This window comes from Pedobacter sp. Bi27, assembly GCF_918698255.1.
In the GTDB taxonomy this organism is placed as follows: domain Bacteria; phylum Bacteroidota; class Bacteroidia; order Sphingobacteriales; family Sphingobacteriaceae; genus Pedobacter.
Window position 1 is genome coordinate 990,107 of sequence record NZ_CAKKMW010000002.1, and the last position, 19,869, is coordinate 1,009,975.

Sequence of the window (19,869 nt, forward strand, 5' to 3'; positions counted from 1 at the left end):
TGAGTTTCAATAATAGCCAAAATTGATACTGAGTATAGCAAAATTTGCCTTCAGACTAAAGACTTCAGACTAAAGGCTTACCTTTGCACCATGCGTTTCGATATTATAACAGTTTTGCCCGCTTTACTAGAAAGTCCGTTTGCCCATTCTATTTTGCAACGTGCACAAAAAAAAGGCATAGCCGAAATTGTTGTTCATAACCTGAGGGATTATGCAACCAACAAACAAAAAAGTGTAGACGATTACCAATATGGCGGAGGCAGCGGTATGGTAATGAGTATTGAGCCTTTTGCAGCCTGTATCGAAAAACTTCAGGCAGAAAGAGAATATGATGAAATTATTTTCATGAGTCCCGATGGTGTTACTTTAAACCAGAGCACGGCCAATGAATTATCCATTAAAAGGAATATCATTATTTTGTGTGGCCACTACAAAGGCATAGATCAGCGTATACGCGATATCTTTGTTACCAGGGAGATATCAGTTGGTGATTATGTTTTAAGCGGAGGAGAGCTGCCTGCTGCAATTGTAGTAGATGCTGTTGTGCGTTTAATCCCCGGTGTTTTAAACGATGAGACCTCTGCCCTATCTGATAGTTTTCAGGGAGAACTGCTTGATGCTCCTGTTTATACCCGCCCGGCAGACTGGCGTGGACATAAAGTGCCCGATGTTTTATTAAGCGGCCATGAAGCTAAGGTGAACGAATGGAGGCATGAGCAGGCATTGGAGCGGACTAAAACCCGCCGTCCTGACCTTTTGGAATAAAATTTCCTTGTAAATTATAAAGGTAAATTCTATTTTAGGAGAAACGCTTCTAGTTCCCGATAATATGCCCAAACAAATCGTTATTTGTGATGACCATCTACTTTTTTTAAACGGCATTTCCGAATTGCTTAAAAATACCGGGAACAACTATGGCATTTTTAAATTCAGCGATGCACATTCCTGCAGGAACCATTTCATGCATAACATTGCTGATGTTTTTATCTGTGATTTAAATATTAACCACTTTGATGGGTTCGTATTGATTGAAGAACTCAGATCCCAACTAAAAAACACCAAAATAATTGTTCTCACTGCTTATTACGAAGATTTTCTGATTCAAAAAGCAAAGAAACTAGGTGTGAATGCTTTCCTGAAAAAGGAAACACCTGCCGAAGAGCTTATCAGTATTATCGAATCAAATAAAGAAGCAACGTTTTATACCAATAAGAGTTATAAAAAAGGCGAGAGTGTGTATAGTGCCATTGATGGTTCAATTGTCAATAAATTCCGGATATCCAGACAGGAAAAAGAGATTATTAAATTAATCATTAAAGGATTAACCAGTAAGGAAATTGCTGAAGTCCTATTTATCAGCATAACAACCGTAACTACCCATCGGAAGAACATCCACCGGAAGTTGGAAATCAATAACAGCAGTTCGCTCATTAAATTTGCTCATGAGAATAATCTACTTGATTAGCTTTCTGCTATTCCCGCTACTCTCTTTTGCACAAATCGCAAACAAATCAATATCGGTAGTATCCAGTTACGCTGTAGACCAAAATTCATCGTGGACGAGCGGGATGCTCCAAAAACAAAAATTTCAGCCGTTTAAGCAGAATAGCAAGGTTAATATCGGCTACAACAAAGATGCGGCGGTATGGTGCAGATTTATTGTAAAAAATATAAACACTTCAGAAAGCACTAAAACATGGTTGTGTTTTAACAATAACCATATCGATAGCCTTAGCCTTTACGATGGTAGATTAATTAAAACCATTGGCGATAGAACGGTTGGCCAGAGTCCCTTTATTGAAACTCTGGCATTTGAGCTTAATCTGAAGCCAGGTGAAGAAAAATTACTTTGGGTACGGGTTAAAAAAGAGACTTCCTATTTAGATTTTTCTTATAGTTTGGAAGATCAGGCTTATTTAGAAAGCAAATCATCTCAAAAAACAGCACTGACATCTTTTTTTATCGGCATGGTGTTTTTGCTGCTCATGATCAATGGGATATTGTTTTTCATGACTAACAACAAGTTATATGGTTATTACATTGGCTATTCAATATTAACGGTGTTTTACACGGCAATCACAACCAATTTCGCCAAGCACGTTTTATTTCCCGGGTTTAGGTTTTTTAGCGAGGGCCGGGTTTACACTGGAGCACTTTGGTATATTGCCCTGAGTATTTTTCTTGGATATTTTTTAAAGTTAAAAGAAAACCAGCCCATTAAGCATAAGTTAATCATAGTGCTTGGCGGCATAAACTTTTTGTTGATTTTAATCTCTATTTCCTTATTGGTGTTTTACAAGGGCTTTGAATTTCGTTACTTTTTTGTGTTAGGCTACATCATATTCCTGGCTTCTATCGTCGTACTTTTTTGGGCGGCATTAACGCATCTAAAAATTGAAAAAACCCAGGCTATTTATGCGCTTCTTGCTTTTGCTCCACAGTTTGTATGGGGCGCTTGCTTAATTTTAAAGACCTTTGAAATTATTCCAAAATCGCTGGGAGATAATTGGATGTTGTTTATCGGTCTTTATGAAGTGTTTTTGTTCGGCTATGTTTTATCAAGAAATTACATCGATATTTTTTTGAAGAACAACGAGCTGATGCAACAGGTTATTTTCGAAAAAGAAAGTTCGTTGAGGGCTATTAATGAGGTTCAGCTACGTGAGCGGAGAAACATCGCTAACATTATTCACGATAATGTAGGGAGCAAGATTGCGCATATTATTCATCTCTTTGACATGAAGAATGCCGAGCTTGCCAAACAAACAATAAACGAACTGGCCGAAGATATCAGGGAAATATCTCATAAAATACTGCCGAAAGCACTTGATGAAGGTGCTTTGATATCTAGCTTACAAAGCCAGATCTCAAGCCTGAACGCCGGTTTAACTGATGCAAAAATTGAGCTTTTCTGTTATGATTTTCCTGATAAAATTGATGAAAAATGGATTTACGATTTATATCTTATCGCACTGGAAGTTATAAATAATGCCATTAAGCATGGTAACGCTGAGTTAATCACCATCGAACTTTATAAATATCCCAAAAATTACCATTTTCAATTTACGGATGATGGGCTCGGCTTTGATCTGCAGAAAACAAGCAGGGGCTTTGGGCTCGAAAATATCGAAAAGAGAGTAAATTACTACAAAGGTAATTTCGAAATCAGTAGTGTTAGAAACGAAGGCACTATTATTCAGATCAACATCCCGTCCAATCGCTAGTCTGTAACTTTTTTCCTGAATTCTGTATATGTAAATATACCCTTTATTGGGTATTTCTGCCCGGGTATCTTTAGCATACTTTAGCTTAATAAAAGCAATACACTCTTTAAATTAATGCAAAATGAAACAATTACTTACGGCAGTACTAAGTGTGCTGGCTATTGCGGGTTATGCGCAAGAATTAAGTCCAAAAAAGAACGAAAGTGGAAAATACGGATTTGTAGACAAGGCGGGAAAAGAAGTGATCCCTTTTAAATATGAAAAGGCCGGATACAGCTTCCACGAAGGATTAATTGCGGTTAAACTAGATGGGAAATATGGATTTATAGATGAAACAGGGAAGGTAGTTATCCCATTCAAATATGATGATGCCATTTACTTTAAAGATGGTTTTGCGCAGGTTGAGTTAAATGGGAAATCGGGTTATATCGATAAAAAAGGTAAGGAAATCACCGCCCTAAAATACGATGTTGCCTTTGATTTTTATGAAGGTATCGCCAAGGTGAGGCTAAATGAGCAGTATGGTTTTATTGACGCTACAGGTAGAGAAATTACGCCGTTAAAGTACGAAGATGGGAATAACTTTAAAAACGGTTATGCAAGTGTGAAACTAAAAAACAAATGGGGTTTTATCGATAAAACGGGCAAAGAATTTACAAAGTTTAAATACGACTATGCAAAAGATTTTAATGATGGGGTTGCTCCTGTTGAAAAGAATAAACTCTATGGCGCCATTGATAAAAACGGAAACGAAATCATCCCTTTCAAGTATAGGTTCATCGCTGATTTTGAGGGTGGTTTGGCTAAAGTTGGGCTTAATGGCAGAGAGGGTTTTATAAACACAACAGGTGAAGAAGTGATCCCGATTAAATACGATGCGGTTGGCAGTTTTGAAAATGGAGTAGCCAGGTTTAGATTAAACGGCAGATGGGGCGCAATGGATAAAACAGGTAAAGAAATTACACGATAAACAATATGGACATGAAAAAATTAACGGTATTATTTTTTTTGCTTTATGGATCTTTCGCCTTTGGCCAGGAGACTTACGAGAACAAGAAATTAGCGCTTATTAACGATGTTTTTTATAAAAGCACCAGGCAAAACATTAACTCCTTTATGAAGGATAAAGGTTTTGAAAAAGGGGATGTTGAAGAAGGAGAAGGCGATGTTAAAGAAATATTGGCCTTCGACTCCAAATTCGATATGATGGAGGTGTCTTACGCGAAAAATGATAAAATTTCGACTATAGTTTGCATTTTTTCAGGCGCAATTAATGTGGCATTTATCGACATGGAGCTAAAGAAGAAAGGATATACAGCTAAAATGGTTAAACAATCTATAGATGGACAGCCGGTTAATAAAAATATCTGGAGCAAATCTGGAACGAAGTACAATTTTGTTACTTATGCTGATGAGAAAGAAAAAATAGGCGTTTTAGGCTATGGTGTATATTAGAATGGTTGCTAAAACACTGGCCTGCTAACTGTAATAAAAATGAAACTTAAAGGCGCAGAAAAACAGTTCTGGTGGCATTTTGGACAGATTACCGAAGCTAAAAACATCCCTACAGAACTGCCTGGTTTTGCCAGCATTGATTCTTTGGTTGATGATGAGTATTTAGCCATGCTTTTGGCGAAAGTTTCGGTTATGGGCAGCATTTATTTAAAAGAAACGAGGGTGACAGATGAGGGGGTTAAATTGATCAGCAATGTTAAGCAGCTTAAAGATTTAACCCTGATGAAACATGAAAATATTACTAAAGCGTGTTTGCCTTATCTGAACAAACTGACCGATCTGGAATACCTCGATATCTGGAGGACGAAAATCCGCTTAGAAGATATAACGGTTTTAAAAGATTTAAAAAACCTTAAAGAACTGCATATATCGCCTCATGACGAAGGGGTGGAAGAAAGTTGGGACACCATTTTAGAAAAGATAATAAAAGCGGAAGAAACCTTGCCTAATTGTATTATTCACACTTGATATCTATCAATAGGTAAATATTTTACCTCAGAATATTTGAACTAAATTTCGCCATATATTCGCGAATAAGTGCCCTCTTGATCTTTTGGAACAGAAGCATTTAACACAATCGAATGTGGAATTCATAAAGAATGTGGAAAAAATTAAAATAGGTTTTTTTTTCTCAAAAAAAATCCCTAATATTGCAATCCGATTTTCACGGGATGAAATATCGATTTAATAGCTTAAAATCATGGATTTAGTAAAATTTGTTGAAGAGCAGGCCATCGCAAAAAAAGATTTTCCTGCGTTCAAGTCTGGCGATACAGTGAGCGTACACTATAAAATTCGCGAAGGTAATAAGGAACGTATCCAAATTTACCAAGGTGTTGTAATACAACGTAACAGTGCTGGTGCTAACGAAACTTTCACAGTTCGTAAAATGAGCAACGGTGTTGGTGTTGAGCGTATTTTCCCTTTTAGTTCTCCAAACATTGAGAAAGTAGAAGTGAATAGCTATGGTAAAGTTCGTAGAGCGAAATTGTTCTATTTACGTGCTTTAACTGGTAAAGCTGCTCGTATCAAATCTTTGAGAAAATAATACTCCTTATTATAAGATATAGCCTTCACGATTAATTTCGTGGAGGTTTTTTTGTTTGTACCTTTGTTAAATGTTAGATTCTGCTTTTTTCGACCAAGTGTTTTGGGGCAATACCGTAAAAGCCTATTTCCTTTTCGGAGGCATACTTTTTTTAGGCTTAGTTTTTAAAAACATTGTTTCTAAGCTGTTAAGCAGGTTGCTGTTTAAGCTTTTCAGAAACTTTTCAAATCAATCGCATAACGATGCTTTTGTTGCCTTATTGGTAAAACCCATTGAGGTTTTTATTCTGTTAACCACACTTTATCTATCCATCAACCAGTTAAAACACCCGCTGGAGGTAGCCGTATTCCATTACAGCAAATTAATTGGTAAGGTTAAAGAGTTAATACCTGTAACAATAGGTGATTGTATTGACCGGATATTTTTGTTTGGGATCATCCTGTCTGTTTTTTGGATTATTTTAAGGATAATCGACTTCATTAGCCATGTGCTTCTTTATAAAGCTTCGCTTACAGATAATAAGTCAGATGATCAATTGGTTCCTTTCTTGAAGGAGCTGTTTAAAACGATCGTAATCTTTATAGGTTTTTTCACCCTGCTGGGTTTTGTTTTCGAGGTTAATGTATTAACGCTGATTACCGGATTGGGTATTGGTGGTATCGCCATTGCTTTGGCGGCTAAAGAGAGCTTAGAGAACTTGATAGGCTCATTCACCATCTTTTTAGATAAGCCATTTACGGTTGGCGATCTGGTAAAGGTTGACGGTGTGGAAGGAACGGTTGAAAAAGTAGGTTTTAGGAGTACAAGGATCAGAACTTCTGAAAAAACGATGGCTACCATACCTAATAGGGGTATGATTGATGGTGTTTTAGAGAACCTTTCGCTCAGGAATTCGCGCAAGGTCTCTTTTATTATCGGGCTTACTTACGAAACCAATTCGGAGTCACTTAGAAAAATTATTACCGAGATAGAAAGTTACATCAATAATCATCAAGGTACCAGTGATGATGGAAATGCTTCCTTTAAGAGCTTTGGCGATTCGGGTTTAAATGTAGAGGTTAACTATTTCGTAACCGTATTAGATTATGCCGAATTCCTTAAAATCAGACAAGAGATCAATCTTGAAATTATGGATATCGTTATCCGTAATAAGTCGGATTTTGCCTACCCTACACAACGCTTAATCAGCGACAGGCCAGCTCCGGCAGGTAATAATGAAGAAGTAGGTAATGATGCTATGGATTAAATAATGGTTAGAAAAAAACTTGACTTCTTTTAAGACTCGTATAAAACAAAAAGCCCTCCCGATTTTATATCGGGAGGGCTTTTTTATATCTGCTATGTGGCTTAGCTTAAAGTAGCTAGTGTAGTAATGCCGCCTTTTACAACCTGGTTAAGTTCTACGTTCACTTTTGTGCCTATGGGTAAAAACACATCAACCCTTGAGCCGAATTTGATGAAACCAAATTGCTCAGCCTGTACTACCTGATCGCCTTCTTTAACATACCATACAATTCTGCGGGCTAAAGCACCAGCAATTTGACGGAACAATACAGGGGTGCCATTTTTATGCTCCACAACAGTTGTTGTACGTTCATTCTCTGTTGATGATTTTGGATTCCACGCAGCAAGGTATTTTCCTGGGTGATATTTGAAGAACTTTACCACTCCAGAAATTGGATTACGGTTAATGTGAACATTTACCGGCGACATAAAAATCGAAACCTGTAAACGTTTATCTTTAAAATATTCTCCTTCTTCTGTTTCTTCGATTACGACTACTTTGCCATCAGCTGGGCAGATAACCAGGTTTTCGCCCGAAGAAAAGCTGCGGCTCGGGTTACGGAAAAACTGTAGTACAATAATAAATAATGCAGCTGAAAAGATATAAATGAACCAGCGCAGCCAGGTTATATCGTGATATTTATAATCAACTACCGCATTGATTACGAAGATAAACAATATGCTTAAGGCAATGGTAGTGTAGCCTTCTTTATGTATGGTCATTGTTTTAGAAATTATTGGGCAAAGGTGCGAAAAATAAATTAATCCAATCTAAAAATTATGCCTCGGTTGCTCTGTAAATATCAGTCAGGTTTCTACCAAGGCCATTATAATCTAATCCGTAACCTACAACAAACTCGTTAGGTATTTCAAAACCAACGTATTCCAATTCTTCAATTTCATATTTTAAAGCACTTGGTTTAAGCAAAAGAGATGCTACTTTAATTGAAGCAGGTTTTTTTTCTTTTATTGTTTTTAAAATATGCGTTAAGGTTAAGCCTGTATCAACAATATCTTCCACAATGATAATATCTCTGCCTTCGATGTTATCAGGCAGTCCGATTAATTCTTTTACATTTCCCGAACTTGCTGTTCCTTCGTATGAGGCCACACGCATAAAAGCAACTTCGCAGGGTACGTTTATTTCTTTGATTAAATCGGCCATAAACAAAAAACTACCATTTAATACACCAATAAATAGCGGGCATTTACCCTCGTAATCAACATTGATCTGGATGCCCAGTAAACGGATCCGTTTGTTTAAGGTATCGTTCTCTAAAAATATCTCGAACGCTTTATCCTCTACTTTTATTTTGTGCATGCTATGTTGAAAGGTTATTGTTGTTTAATTGTATAAATCGGTTAACTGGTTAATCTAAGAACTGTAAACTACCAATTGCAAACTTGGTCATGGTTAATTGTTTAAATCTGCTAATCATCTCTAAACGCCCAACGCTAAACCCCAAACTAATTTTGGTTAATTGTTTAATCATTTGGCTCAACTGGTGACTGCCAATTGGCAACTGCAAACTGGCTACTACTGAGTTTTTTCCAATTCCTTTTGTCGTCTTCGTTCTTCCCTACGCTCCTGCCTCAATTGTTTTTTGGTTTTAGTGGTGTCGGCTGGCGTGGTTATCTGTTTGCTTGAGGTATCTTTTTTAGATCCTCCACCAAAAAGGCGTTCGAAGAAACTTTTATTTTTATCGTGTACAATTACAACCGGTAAGCCGTCTCCATCATCATCAAATGCTGTAGTATCAATAACAGCGGTATCAGGGGCTAAATACTGGCGGAGGCCCTCTCTTAAACGGACGTTATAGAAACCATACCCAGAAGTATCGCTCGGCACTAGCCCCCTTCTTGCCATAATATTTCCCATAAACCTAAAATAGTTGAACATGTAAGGTTTCAAGCTGCCATCAGCCATGAATTTATACATCGATGCCTTTGGTTTAGGAACAATACTCGCCAGAAACAATCCATCACCGATGGTTAAATCAGCAGGTTGTTTCCCAAAATAATAGCGCGAAGCCTCACCTATTCCATAAATATTCTGGCCTAGTTCCATAATGTTGAAATACACTTCGAGCATCCGTTGTTTGCTTACCAGGTGGTTATGCTCAATAAGCCAAACAATTAATATCTCCTCGGCTTTACGGGCCAAGGTTTTTTGACGGCTTAAATAAACATTTTTAACCAGCTGCATACTGATGGTACTGCCACCGCGTTTAAATTTCTTTTCTTTAAAGTTTACGGCGATTGATTTACGGATCGATTCTTCAACAAAGCCGTTGTGTGTAAAAAATGATGGATCTTCTGCAGTTAAAACCGCATTAATAAAGTTTTTCGATATTGATGATAAAGGCGTAAAATTTGGGTTTGATGGGCCTATGGTAATATCTCGCATCGGTTTGCCATACTCATAAGGCGTATAAACAAATGGGCTGTTGATTTTTTGCAGATTGGTTTTACCCCATTGTACAATTTTGAAATCAACAGGTGTTAAGGTGGAACTAAAGCGCACACTGTCCGGTACTTTGGTATCTAAATAAAAATTTAGGTTATACTTCACCTTACCCTGTACTTTTAATCCTTCCAGCGATTCGAACAGTCCTTGCGGAAAAGCATCTAAAACCCCTTGCGCATCCTGTTCTTCGGCATTTAGCTTTAACTCATATATTTTGTTCTTTCCTAAAGTATATTTAACAAAAGGATGGATCTGTGCATTTTTTAGGTATGCGGTTGAGGTGCTGTCTAAGGCAATGAAATTAGGCCCAACTAAAATATCGGCATCCAGTTTTGCACTTTGTACAATGATATCGTTTGAAGCAATGCGTGGCTGGTTAATCAGCATGTTTTTTACCGACCATGAGCCAGAAATTTTATAATCATCGCCACTGTATTTTGCATTTTTAAGTTCGGTTTGTAAGGTGTCAAAACTGATTTTTGCGTGTAGCTTATTGTTTAAATAAGGTAATTCCAGTTTTTTGCCATCGGCATAAGCGGTAAAGCTCAATTCTTTACTGCCTGGGTTTACATAACCGTTTACATGCCAGGTAGATTCGTTATTGTTTACATCAATGGTTGATTTTAAATCGCCGCCGTCAATTGTAGCCGTTGTTGCAAAAGTCAACTTGGCTGTATCGTGGTCGTTTAATTTAAATACCATGTTCTTCACATCCATATCGTCAGGGATTTTGTATAAAACCTGATTTAAGATGTTGCTGGCTATTTCTGGTAAGTTGGCTTTTCCATTGGTTTGGGTGCTGTCTTTTTTCTTACGTTTTAAGATGAAATCGATATTTGTGGTCGAATCTTTAAGTACAACACTTACAAAGCCATTGTTCAGCTTTACTTCTGAGAGTTTTACTTTGCCAAAAATGAGCGGGAAAAGTTTTACACCAACACTAAGTTCGCCAATATTAGAAAGCGTATCCCTATCTTTAGGAACAACAGAAATATTGGTCATTTTTACGGTGCTAAGTCCTGTAAAACCGGCCGATCCTATTTTTACCTCCAAACCATAATCCTTGTCGGCCTTGGCAATTGCTTTGGCCACCATTTTTTTAAGAAGCGCTTCCCTTTTGCTATAGGCTACCGCACCCAAAGCAATACAAACAACTAAAAAAACACCTAAAATCCAGGCTCCGATTTTTAAATATTTTTTGGGGATCTTAATTTTTGGTATTCGCATATAGTCGTTAAAATGGTTAATTGCTTAAACGTAACAATTAAATGTTTATTTCGTGTTAAAATTACAGTTAAAAAGCCTAAATAAAAGTATTTGTGGCTATGTTTTGTTAATTTTGAATTTAAATTAATACCATGCAGATTAGCCCGCAACAAGTTTTAGATGCGCTTAAAAATGTTGAAGATCCCGATCTTAAAAAAGATCTGGTTACTTTAAACATGATTAAAGATTTACAGATAACAGATAACCAGGTCAATTTTACATTAGAGCTTACAACACCGGCATGTCCGATGAAGGAAATGCTGAAAAATGCCTGTACAAATGCCATCAAGCATTTTGTATCACCAACAGCCGAGGTAGCAATCAATGTAACTTCGAGGGTAACTCAGCCAAGCAATTCCTCATCGTTAGATAACATCAAAAACATCATTTTGGTTTCATCAGGAAAAGGAGGCGTTGGCAAATCTACTGTTGCGAGTAATCTGGCAGTTGTATTGGCTAAAGATGGTGCAAAAGTTGGCCTTATTGATGCCGATATTTATGGGCCATCGGTACCCACCATGTTCGATCTGGTTGATGCCAAGCCGGGTGCAGAAGAAACGGCTGATGGTAAAACCAAAATTTTACCGATTGAGAAATATGGGATCAAGTTATTGTCTTTAGGCTTTTTTGCAGATCCGGGACAACCAGTGCCATGGCGCGGACCAATGGCATCGAATGCAGTAAAACAATTGTTTAACGATACCAACTGGGGGGAACTGGATTATTTGATCGTAGATCTTCCACCGGGAACCGGCGATATCCACATCACCATTACACAAAGCTTCCCGATTTCGGGGGCAGTGGTGGTTACGACACCTCAACAGGTTGCTTTGGCCGATACGCACAAAGGTTTGGCTATGTTCAGGATGCCGGGAATTAATATTCCGATTTTAGGCGTTATAGAAAACATGTCGTATTTTACACCAGCAGAATTGCCGGAGAATAAATATTATATCTTCGGAAAAGGTGGCGGTACCGAGCTTGCAGCACGTTTTGATGTGCCGTTTTTAGGCGAAATTCCAATTATCCAGAGCATTTCGGAAGCTGGAGATAAAGGGAAACCGGTAGCGCTAAACCAGAACCCTCAGCTTGATGTTATATTTGGAGATATTGCAAGTAAAATTGCTCAACAGATATCCATCAACAACGCGCAAATGGTGAATTGCTAAAAAATTACTATTTTTATAAATTAAAATATATATAATGAATTTAACAGAACAAGTAGAACAGGCATTGGAAACTATCAGGCCGTATTTAAAGGCTGATGGAGGTGATGTTTCTGTTGAAGAAATTACATCTGAAGGAACAGTAAAGCTTAAGCTTTTAGGCAACTGCGGTTCTTGCCCGATGAGTTTCATGACTATGAAATCTGGTATCGAACAAGCCATTATGAAAGCTGTTCCTCAGATCACTTCGGTAGTTGCCGTAAACATGGCAGAGCAAGATTAAGCTTTAACACTATTTAACAAGGAAGTTTTATTAATAAAATTACTTTTGTCTTAATGAGATATTGTGTTGCCCTAATTTGCCTTATTTTTTCTGTAACCGCTTTTGCGCAACAAAAGCCGGCACAGGATAAACTCATCCAATTTTCAGGGATTATTACCGATATCGATAGCTCAAACGTGATTCCTTACGTTACTATCACCAATCTTTCTGCGAAGAGTAAAAGGGTTGGTGCTGATTATAGAGGGTATTTTACCTTCATTGTTAATCCTGGCGATACCATCTTGTTTACGGCCATTGGTTATAAGAAGTTTTCGACTGTAATTCCTGAAGGCACACCCGATAGCAAATACACCATTATGGTTAAGTTGAAGGCCAATGTGATCGATTTACCATCGGTGCGTGTTTTTCCATGGGCAACAACAGAAGAATTTACCCGCGAGTTTTTGTCGATGAAACTGGCGGATGATGATATGGCCATAGCCAAAAAGAACCTTTCGCGTTCCTCAATTGATGGTTTAATCCAAACTTTACCGCGTGACGGACAGGAAATTGGAAGTCAGAATTACCGGTATAATTTCGATAGGATGGTCAATAAAAACATGGTGCAAACCAATCCCCTACTTAATCCTTTCGCCTGGGGTAAGCTGATGCAGCAGATTTTTGATGGGGATAAGAGTAGGACGAATTAGTCTCATGGGGTCGTCATCTCGACTGGAGCGAAGCGAAATGGAGAGATGTATAAGCGAAAGGGTAAATGTCACATATAAAATCCTTCGGACCACGATCCATCCACTAAGCCTCCCCATTAACGGAACTCTCGAAATCCTTTGTTTTAAGATTTACTTTTAACATAAAGTAGCATTTACCTCCATCTGCAACATCTATTCTTTCTTTTTTCCAGTCAACATTGAAAGTGTGGCACATGCAATAAATTACAACTTCCTTTTCTCCTTTGCTATTGGTTGTTGGTGTGTATTGGCGTTTGTAATCTTTAAGATTTATTAGATGGTTCTTTTTGTCGTCACTAGGAGAAAGTAGACTTAGGATATGCTTATTATAATCTTCAGCAAATTTTAATAGAATTTTATCTATTTCTTTTAGATCAGTTGAGGTCAACTGAGCCGGTTTTCTAAAAGCAGCGTTTTTTTCGAAGGGAATTATTGCAATGTACGAAGTGTCGATTTCTGGCCCATTATCATAGCTGTATTCGGGGTTGGGCGAATTTGTTTGCTGGCAGCTAATCAGGCTGACGATCGTAAAGATAACGAAGCAACCTTTGCTTAATAACTGCCAACAACTTTTCATGGCATTATCTTTTCTTACTCTTATTCGGAAACTTCATTTTGTAATCTGTTTTGATATTTCCTTTCGAAATCGCATCCAGTTTGCTTTTAAGCATGGTTTTGCGAAGAACACTTACTTTATCGGTAAATAATTTTCCTTCAATATGATCGTATTCATGTTGGATTACGCGTGCAGGCATTCCGTCTACATCTTCAGTATGTTCTACCCAGTTTTCATCAAAATAGGTGATTTTGACATTCGGCTTGCGCATAATGTTTTCACGGATATCAGGAATACTTAAGCAGCCTTCGTTAAAACTCCAGGCCTCTCCCGTTTCTTCCAAAATTTCGGCATTGATAAATACTTTTTTGTAGCCAGGTGTGCCATCTTCATCTTCGCCTGTATCAACAATAAACAAACGGATAGGCAAACCAATTTGAGGGGCAGCTAAGCCTACGCCATTTGCATAATACATGGTGTCGAACATGTCGCTGATTAATTGTTTTAATCCTGGATAATCTTTATCGATATCGGTTCCTACCTTTTTTAAAACAGGATCGCCGTAAGCTACTATTGGTAATTTCATTGTATTATATTTTTTCAGACCTCAATCTGAGCTTGTTAATCGCAAATTGTCATTCTGAATGCAATGAAGAATCTCTAACATCTTAATTGCTGTCCAAACAAGTTGCTACTATGTTTAATTGAACTGCTCATCGGTTTGAGATACTTCGTGCCTCAGTATGACAGCAAGTTCTGTACAAAAATAAGAATTATTCCTCTATTGGGCAGAAGGTAAAGATATTCAGTTGCTCAATATCTAAAATCTCGTTGGCAACATCTGCTATTTGCTTGGTGGTAACGGCATTTATTTTCTCAAAAACAGTTTCCAGAGAATCGATTTTGTTATGGTCGATCAGGCTTTTAGCCATTGAAATAATTAAACCGATCCTGTTTTCCTCCCCCAAAGCAATCTGTCCGATAAATTTGTTTTTGGCTTTTTGTAACTGCAATTCATTTAAAGGATGTTCTCTGAGCTTTTTGATCTCCTTAAAGATTAAAGAGAGTGCTTTGGCCTGTTTTTCCTTATCTGTTCCGAAATAAATAGAAAAAATACCGGTATCGCTTAATGGAGAAAAATTGGACTCAATGGTATAGGCAATCCCATATTTTTCTCTGATCTGTAGATTTAATACCGAACTCATTCCATTGCCACCAAAGTAATTATTCAACAGCATTAAAGGTACCTTTTGCGATTCATGAGTAGAATATGCCTGCCTGCCTAAAATACAGTGTGCCTGCATAATCGGCTTGTAGATCGTGGTATTGTTTTGTGCGATTATACCAGGTTTAACCCTTTCTTTGTTTGGATTATTCTCTTCAACATCAGCAAAATGTTTGCTCCCTTTATTTACAACACTATTTAAGGTATAATTGCCCAAAACGGCCACCACAATTTCGTTTGTGCGGTAATTAGCTTTTCTGAAATTGATTACATCCTCACGGGTAAAATGCTGAACGGATTCGGTTGTGCCCAAAATGTTGTTGCCCAATGCATGGCCAGCGAAAAGCATATCTTCAAAATCATCGTTTATGGCCTCTTCCGGTTGATCTAAATAAGAAGAGATTTCATCCAGGATTACACTTTTTTCTTTATCCATTTCCTCTTCAGGAAAGGTGGAGTGGAACAGAATATCGTTGAAAAGATCTAATGTTCTATCTAAATATGGATTTAAAAAAGAAGCGTGAACGCAGGTGTATTCTTTCGTGGTATAAGCATTTAAATCTGCCCCAACACTCTCCAAGCGGTTTAAAATCTGGTTGGTACTCCGTTTTTCGGTGCGCTTAAAAATCAGATGCTCAATAAAGTGTGCTAAACCCGCTTTGTTTTCAGGCTCATCGCGCGATCCTGTGTTAACGATGATGCATGCATGAGATATGGCAGAGGCCGAGGGCACATGCAGTAAGCGTATGCCGTTTGGCAAAGTGTGAACATTGTATTCCATTGGGGGGCAAAGATAAGGCTAATTGCTTACAAAGCCTCTGTATCTGGGTATTGCAATTGTAAAGCGGAAATCAATTTATTCCTAGTAGGCCTTTTGAGTATCAAAAAAATAAAATTAGCTGCACCGAAGATCAAAAAGAATGAATTATGTGTCATAAAAAAACCAACAATGTTGAAAAGAGCACCTCCTTCCAGCATTGCCGAGCTAATGATAAACGCACTTTGATACATGTTAATCTTTGTATCGGCAGGCGCATTTTTGTCGATTTTTGCCATTAAGTTTCTGTAAAAAAATATGCTCGCCGAGATGGTAATCAATCCCATAATTGGAAATATTGGGTTAAAAGGCGAAGTGGTTTTGGGGTTGGCATCAAAAAACATGATTTCGCGGTTAAGAAAGATGGTTACCAATGCAAAGAGGAAAACGCCAGTGCACAAAGCAAGGTGGATAATCTGAAGTGTTTTTAGTTTAGTGTTCATTGTGGGATGTAGCTTGATTTAAATTTTAAAAAGGATGGTCGTCATTCCCGCAGTGGGGAGATCTGTATATAGATTTAAATAAAAGTATCGTCATTGCGAGGTACGAAGCAATCTTACAACGATCGCTACTGGCGTGCGCATTAAGATTGCTTCGTCGGCTGAAAAAGCCTTCTCGCAATGACGAATTTGTTGAAAATTATTTCGTTATTCCCTCCAACGAGAATAAAAACGCCCAGCGTAACGAAACATCTTTTAAATAATCGAAACGGCCAGATGCGCCACCATGGCCAAATTCCATATTGGTTTTAAGCAATAATACATTCTTATCAGTTTTAGTTGCCCTTAATTTGGCTACCCATTTAGCAGGTTCGAAATACTGCACCTGGCTATCGTGCAGGCCTGTAGTAACCAACATGTTAGGATAGGCCTTTTTCTTTACATTTTCATAAGGTGAGTAGCTTTTCATATAATCGTATGCAGCTTTTTGTTTAGGATTTCCCCACTCGTCGAACTCATTGGTGGTTAATGGAATGCTTTCATCCAACATGGTGTTAATCACATCAACAAAAGGAACATCGGCAATAATACCGTTCCATAAATCGGGGGCCATATTAGCCACCGCGCCCATCAATAAACCACCTGCGCTACCTCCATGTGCATACAAATGGCCTTTTGAAGTGTATTTCTGATCAACCAGGTACTCGCCCGCTGCAATAAAATCGGTAAAAGTATTTTTCTTTTTCATCAATTTACCGTCTTCATACCATTGGCGTCCCATTTCCTGTCCACCACGAATGTTGGCAATGGCGAAAACAAAGCCGCGGTTTAACAGACTTAATCTTGGCGAAGAGAAGTTTGCGTCTGTACTCGATCCATAAGATCCATATGCATAAAGCAGCAATGGCGCATGTCCGTTCTTTTCAAAGCCTTTTTTGTAAACCAAAGCAATTGGAATTTTTGTGCCATCTTTTGCTGTTGCGAAAACTCGTTCCGTTGCGTAATCTTTAGGATCGTAACCACCAACAACTTCCTGCTGTTTCATTAGTTTTTTATCTTTTTTCTCGAGGTCGTAATCGTAAACTGAATTTGGTGTGGTTAAAGAGGTGTACGAATAACGTAATGTTTTGCTGTTATATTCTGGATTTGCACCAACACCGGCAGCGTAAACAGGTTCATCAAACTTGATATAATAATCGCTACCATCCTTCTTCAGTACGTGTAGCTCGGTTAAGCCATTTTTACGTTCTGATAATACCAGATGGTCTTTAAATTCTTCTCCATATTCGAGTAAAACATCTTTGCGGTTTGGAATAACCTCTTTCCAGTTCTCTTTTTCTGTTTTATCCAGCGGGCATTGCATCAAACGGAAATTTTTAGCATTCCAGTTGGTTATGATGTAAAACTTATCATCTACGGTTAAAATATCATATAAAACATCTTTTGAGCGTGGCGAAAATACTTTAAACGCTGCCTCTGGATGATCGGCATCAATCATTCTATATTCAGCAGTCAATGTCCCTTGCGAGCCAATAAAAATATAACGTCCGTTTTTCGATTTCATCACGCCAATATAGTTGCTGTTATCTTTTTCATTGTAAACAACTGCATCTGTCTTAGCATCGGAGCCTAGTGTGTGTCTTTTAATTTTTTCACTTAATAACGTTATGGGGTTTTTTGAGGTATAAAAAAACGTTTTGTTGTCATTTGCCCATGCCACTGCACCTTGAGTATTGGTAATAACATCTTTTAAAATTTCGCCGGTTTCTAAATTTTTAACATTGATGGTGTATTGGCGGCGCGAAACCTGATCTACGCCAAAAGCTAAAAGTTTATTGTCGGGACTAACACTAAATCCGGTTGCGCTGTAATAGGCATGGCCTTTTGCCAGTTGATCTACATCTAACAGTATTTCCTCAGTGGCCGATAAACTCCCTTTTTTACGACAATATTTAAAATATTGCTGCCCGTCTTCGGTTCTGGTGTAATAGAAATAGCCATTCTTGAAAACAGGAACAGATTCGTCTTTTTCTTTAATCCTGCCTTTCATTTCTTTAAACAGATCAGCCTGGAATTGATCTGTACTTTTCATCATCGTGTTGAGATAAGTATTTTCGGCTTTTAAATAATCGACAACTTTTGTACTATCAGGACCTTTTTTAAAGTAATCAATCATCCAATAGTAGTTATCTACCACGGTATCGCCATGTATTGTTCTTTTATGCGGAATAATCTCTGCTATAGGGGCCTTGGCATCGGGCCATTTAATTGCTTTCATTTCTTTCTTTTGAGGGTTGTTACAAGCCGTAATTGCACTGAGCAACATTATGCTTGGTAAGATACGTTTCATAGTGGTTTGGATTAGGTTGAATGCAATTTAATAATTTAGTTCAATAGTTCATTTGTCATTGGTTCATTAGTGACATGGAGATTAACTGGTTAATGGTTTAAATCGGTTAACTTGTAATAAGCAAGCGGTACTTCTGACCTCCGTTACCTGACTTCGGACGTATAAAATAGTTCATTTGTGATTGGTTAGTGGCATGGAGATTAATTGTTTAAATCGGTTAATCGACTCCAAACGCCAAACTCCCAACCCCAAACTAATTACCATTTTTGTAAAAATCCATTATGCCCATAGATAATCATCTGAATTAGAAAAATTGATGGTAAATTGCCACATCAAATTGCTTGAAAATAATAATGAAATTAGGGTACAAAAAAATAGTTGTTAAAGTTGGTTCGAATGTAATTACACAAGCGAATGGTTTGCCTGATGAAGCAAGGATTAAACATCTTGTGAATCAACTGGCCGATATAAAAAAACTTGGTATTGAGGTTATTTTGGTTTCTTCGGGTGCGGTAGCATCAGGCAGAAGTTTGATCAAGGTATCTGAAAAACAAGACGCCGTAACTACCCGCCAACTATTGGCTGCCATTGGTCAGGTTAAACTGATTAATACCTACGCTAATTTTTTTGCAGCACATGAAATTCAGTGTGCACAGGTTTTGGTTACCAAAGAAGATTTCCGCGACCGGGCACATTATTTAAACATGAAAAACTGCTTACAGATTTTGCTTCAAAATGAGGTAATCCCTGTGGTGAATGAAAACGATGTAGTTTCGGTTACTGAACTGATGTTTACCGACAATGATGAGTTGGCTGGGTTAATTGCTTCTATGTTAAATGCCGATGCCTTGATTATCCTGTCGAATGTAAACGGCATCTACAACGGCGATCCGAAAATTGAAGGATCGGCCGTTATTGAGGAAATTAATGGTTCGGTAGCTAACCTGGCTTCCTTTATACAAACGGGTAAATCGCAATTTGGCCGTGGCGGAATGATCACTAAATCGACCATGGCGCAAAAAGTAGCTAAATTGGGCATAACAGTTCATATTGCCAACGGAACGCAAGATGATGTGCTCTCTTCTTTGCTAAACAATGAACTGGTGCATACACGCTTTGTTCCCGAAAAAAGTAAATCAGGCAAGAAAAAATGGATTGCCCATTCTGAAACTGCTGCCACGGGCATTGTGAAATTAAACGATGGCGCAAAAACAGTATTGACTTCTGGGAAAGCCACCAGTTTATTGCCCATAGGGATTATCGAAATACAAACAGACTTTTTAAAAGGCGATATTATTAAAATTATTGACGAAAAAAACAACCTCATCGGGCTCGGAATAGCAGAATATGGATCGGACAAAGCCAGGGAAAGAATCGGACAGAAGAAACAGAAAGCGCTGGTACATTACGATTATTTTTACTCGGCTATTTAAAGGTTTAACCACAGCGCACACAGAGAAAATCACGGAGAGACTCAGCGTTAAGCAAATTTCCTATTTT

The 19,869-nt window shown here is 37.9% G+C and carries 20 protein-coding genes; 12 read left to right on the top strand and 8 right to left on the bottom strand.

Going from position 1 to position 19,869, the window contains the following annotated elements; genetic code table 11:
* Positions 1-90 precede the first annotated feature (90 nt).
* The 8 genes from trmD to LQ227_RS09675 all read left to right on the top strand — a co-directional run bounded on the left by trmD (position 91) and on the right by LQ227_RS09675 (position 7,033).
* A complete protein-coding gene (gene trmD / locus LQ227_RS09640) occupies positions 91-765 on the top strand; it encodes a tRNA (guanosine(37)-N1)-methyltransferase TrmD (protein ID WP_230143032.1) in 675 nt (224 codons plus the stop codon).
* Positions 766-829: 64 nt separating this feature from the next.
* Positions 830-1,465 carry a response regulator transcription factor gene (locus LQ227_RS09645; RefSeq protein ID WP_230149173.1) on the top strand — a complete coding sequence of 212 codons (636 nt, stop codon included), beginning with the start codon at positions 830-832 and terminating at the stop codon, positions 1,463-1,465.
* Entirely contained in the window at positions 1,443-3,224 is a 1,782-nt protein-coding gene (locus tag LQ227_RS09650; RefSeq protein ID WP_230143035.1) for a 7TM diverse intracellular signaling domain-containing protein, read from the top strand. Before LQ227_RS09645 ends, LQ227_RS09650 begins: the two co-directional genes overlap by 23 nt.
* 121 nt (positions 3,225-3,345) lie before the next feature.
* Positions 3,346-4,194: a WG repeat-containing protein gene (locus LQ227_RS09655; protein ID WP_230143037.1), complete on the top strand. Its 849-nt coding sequence runs from the start codon at positions 3,346-3,348 to the stop codon at positions 4,192-4,194.
* Between the two features lie 11 nt (positions 4,195-4,205).
* Positions 4,206-4,679, top strand: coding sequence for a hypothetical protein (locus LQ227_RS09660; RefSeq protein ID WP_230143038.1), 474 nt, complete (start codon positions 4,206-4,208; stop codon positions 4,677-4,679).
* A gap of 39 nt (positions 4,680-4,718) precedes the next feature.
* Complete coding sequence (locus LQ227_RS09665) at positions 4,719-5,207, top strand: hypothetical protein (RefSeq protein WP_230143039.1); 489 nt, start codon at positions 4,719-4,721, stop codon at positions 5,205-5,207.
* A gap of 232 nt (positions 5,208-5,439) precedes the next feature.
* Positions 5,440-5,787, top strand: coding sequence for a 50S ribosomal protein L19 (gene rplS / locus LQ227_RS09670; protein ID WP_029274890.1), 348 nt, complete (start codon positions 5,440-5,442; stop codon positions 5,785-5,787).
* Positions 5,788-5,857: 70 nt separating this feature from the next.
* Positions 5,858-7,033: a mechanosensitive ion channel family protein gene (locus tag LQ227_RS09675; protein WP_230143041.1), complete on the top strand. Its 1,176-nt coding sequence runs from the start codon at positions 5,858-5,860 to the stop codon at positions 7,031-7,033.
* A gap of 101 nt (positions 7,034-7,134) precedes the next feature.
* Here the strand turns inward: LQ227_RS09675 and LQ227_RS09680 are convergent, their stop codons facing one another.
* The 3 genes from LQ227_RS09680 to LQ227_RS09690 all read right to left on the bottom strand — a co-directional run bounded on the left by LQ227_RS09680 (position 7,135) and on the right by LQ227_RS09690 (position 10,765).
* Complete coding sequence (locus LQ227_RS09680; RefSeq protein WP_230143043.1) at positions 7,135-7,794, bottom strand: phosphatidylserine decarboxylase family protein; 660 nt, start codon at positions 7,792-7,794, stop codon at positions 7,135-7,137.
* Positions 7,795-7,849: 55 nt separating this feature from the next.
* A complete protein-coding gene (gene hpt / locus LQ227_RS09685) occupies positions 7,850-8,392 on the bottom strand; it encodes a hypoxanthine phosphoribosyltransferase (RefSeq protein ID WP_230143045.1) in 543 nt (180 codons plus the stop codon).
* 216 nt (positions 8,393-8,608) lie between these two features.
* A complete protein-coding gene (locus LQ227_RS09690; RefSeq protein ID WP_230143047.1) occupies positions 8,609-10,765 on the bottom strand; it encodes a transglycosylase domain-containing protein in 2,157 nt (718 codons plus the stop codon).
* 131 nt (positions 10,766-10,896) lie between these two features.
* Here LQ227_RS09690 and LQ227_RS09695 point away from each other — a divergent pair, with 131 nt between their 5' ends.
* Genes LQ227_RS09695 through LQ227_RS09705 form a run of 3 tightly spaced genes read left to right on the top strand, consistent with a single transcriptional unit; the run spans position 10,897 to position 12,942 of the window.
* Positions 10,897-11,973 carry an Mrp/NBP35 family ATP-binding protein gene (locus tag LQ227_RS09695; protein WP_230143049.1) on the top strand — a complete coding sequence of 359 codons (1,077 nt, stop codon included), beginning with the start codon at positions 10,897-10,899 and terminating at the stop codon, positions 11,971-11,973.
* A gap of 34 nt (positions 11,974-12,007) precedes the next feature.
* Complete coding sequence (locus tag LQ227_RS09700; RefSeq protein WP_029274884.1) at positions 12,008-12,253, top strand: NifU family protein; 246 nt, start codon at positions 12,008-12,010, stop codon at positions 12,251-12,253.
* Positions 12,254-12,306: 53 nt separating this feature from the next.
* A complete protein-coding gene (locus LQ227_RS09705) occupies positions 12,307-12,942 on the top strand; it encodes a hypothetical protein (protein ID WP_230143051.1) in 636 nt (211 codons plus the stop codon).
* A gap of 103 nt (positions 12,943-13,045) precedes the next feature.
* Here the strand turns inward: LQ227_RS09705 and LQ227_RS09710 are convergent, their stop codons facing one another.
* The 5 genes from LQ227_RS09710 to LQ227_RS09730 form a co-directional block, all read right to left on the bottom strand.
* Entirely contained in the window at positions 13,046-13,558 is a 513-nt protein-coding gene (locus LQ227_RS09710; RefSeq protein ID WP_230143053.1) for a hypothetical protein, read from the bottom strand.
* A 4-nt stretch (positions 13,559-13,562) separates the two neighbouring features.
* Positions 13,563-14,123: a peptide deformylase gene (gene def, locus LQ227_RS09715; protein ID WP_029274882.1), complete on the bottom strand. Its 561-nt coding sequence runs from the start codon at positions 14,121-14,123 to the stop codon at positions 13,563-13,565.
* Between the two features lie 187 nt (positions 14,124-14,310).
* Positions 14,311-15,543, bottom strand: coding sequence for a pitrilysin family protein (locus tag LQ227_RS09720; RefSeq protein WP_230143056.1), 1,233 nt, complete (start codon positions 15,541-15,543; stop codon positions 14,311-14,313).
* A gap of 26 nt (positions 15,544-15,569) precedes the next feature.
* Positions 15,570-15,923 carry a hypothetical protein gene (locus tag LQ227_RS09725; RefSeq protein WP_230149175.1) on the bottom strand — a complete coding sequence of 118 codons (354 nt, stop codon included), beginning with the start codon at positions 15,921-15,923 and terminating at the stop codon, positions 15,570-15,572.
* Between the two features lie 295 nt (positions 15,924-16,218).
* Entirely contained in the window at positions 16,219-18,369 is a 2,151-nt protein-coding gene (locus LQ227_RS09730) for a S9 family peptidase (protein ID WP_230149177.1), read from the bottom strand.
* A 353-nt stretch (positions 18,370-18,722) separates the two neighbouring features.
* On the opposite strand from LQ227_RS09730, the gene proB reads away from it, so the two are divergent.
* Positions 18,723-19,802: a glutamate 5-kinase gene (gene proB, locus LQ227_RS09735; protein WP_230143059.1), complete on the top strand. Its 1,080-nt coding sequence runs from the start codon at positions 18,723-18,725 to the stop codon at positions 19,800-19,802.
* Positions 19,803-19,869: the final 67 nt, after the last annotated feature.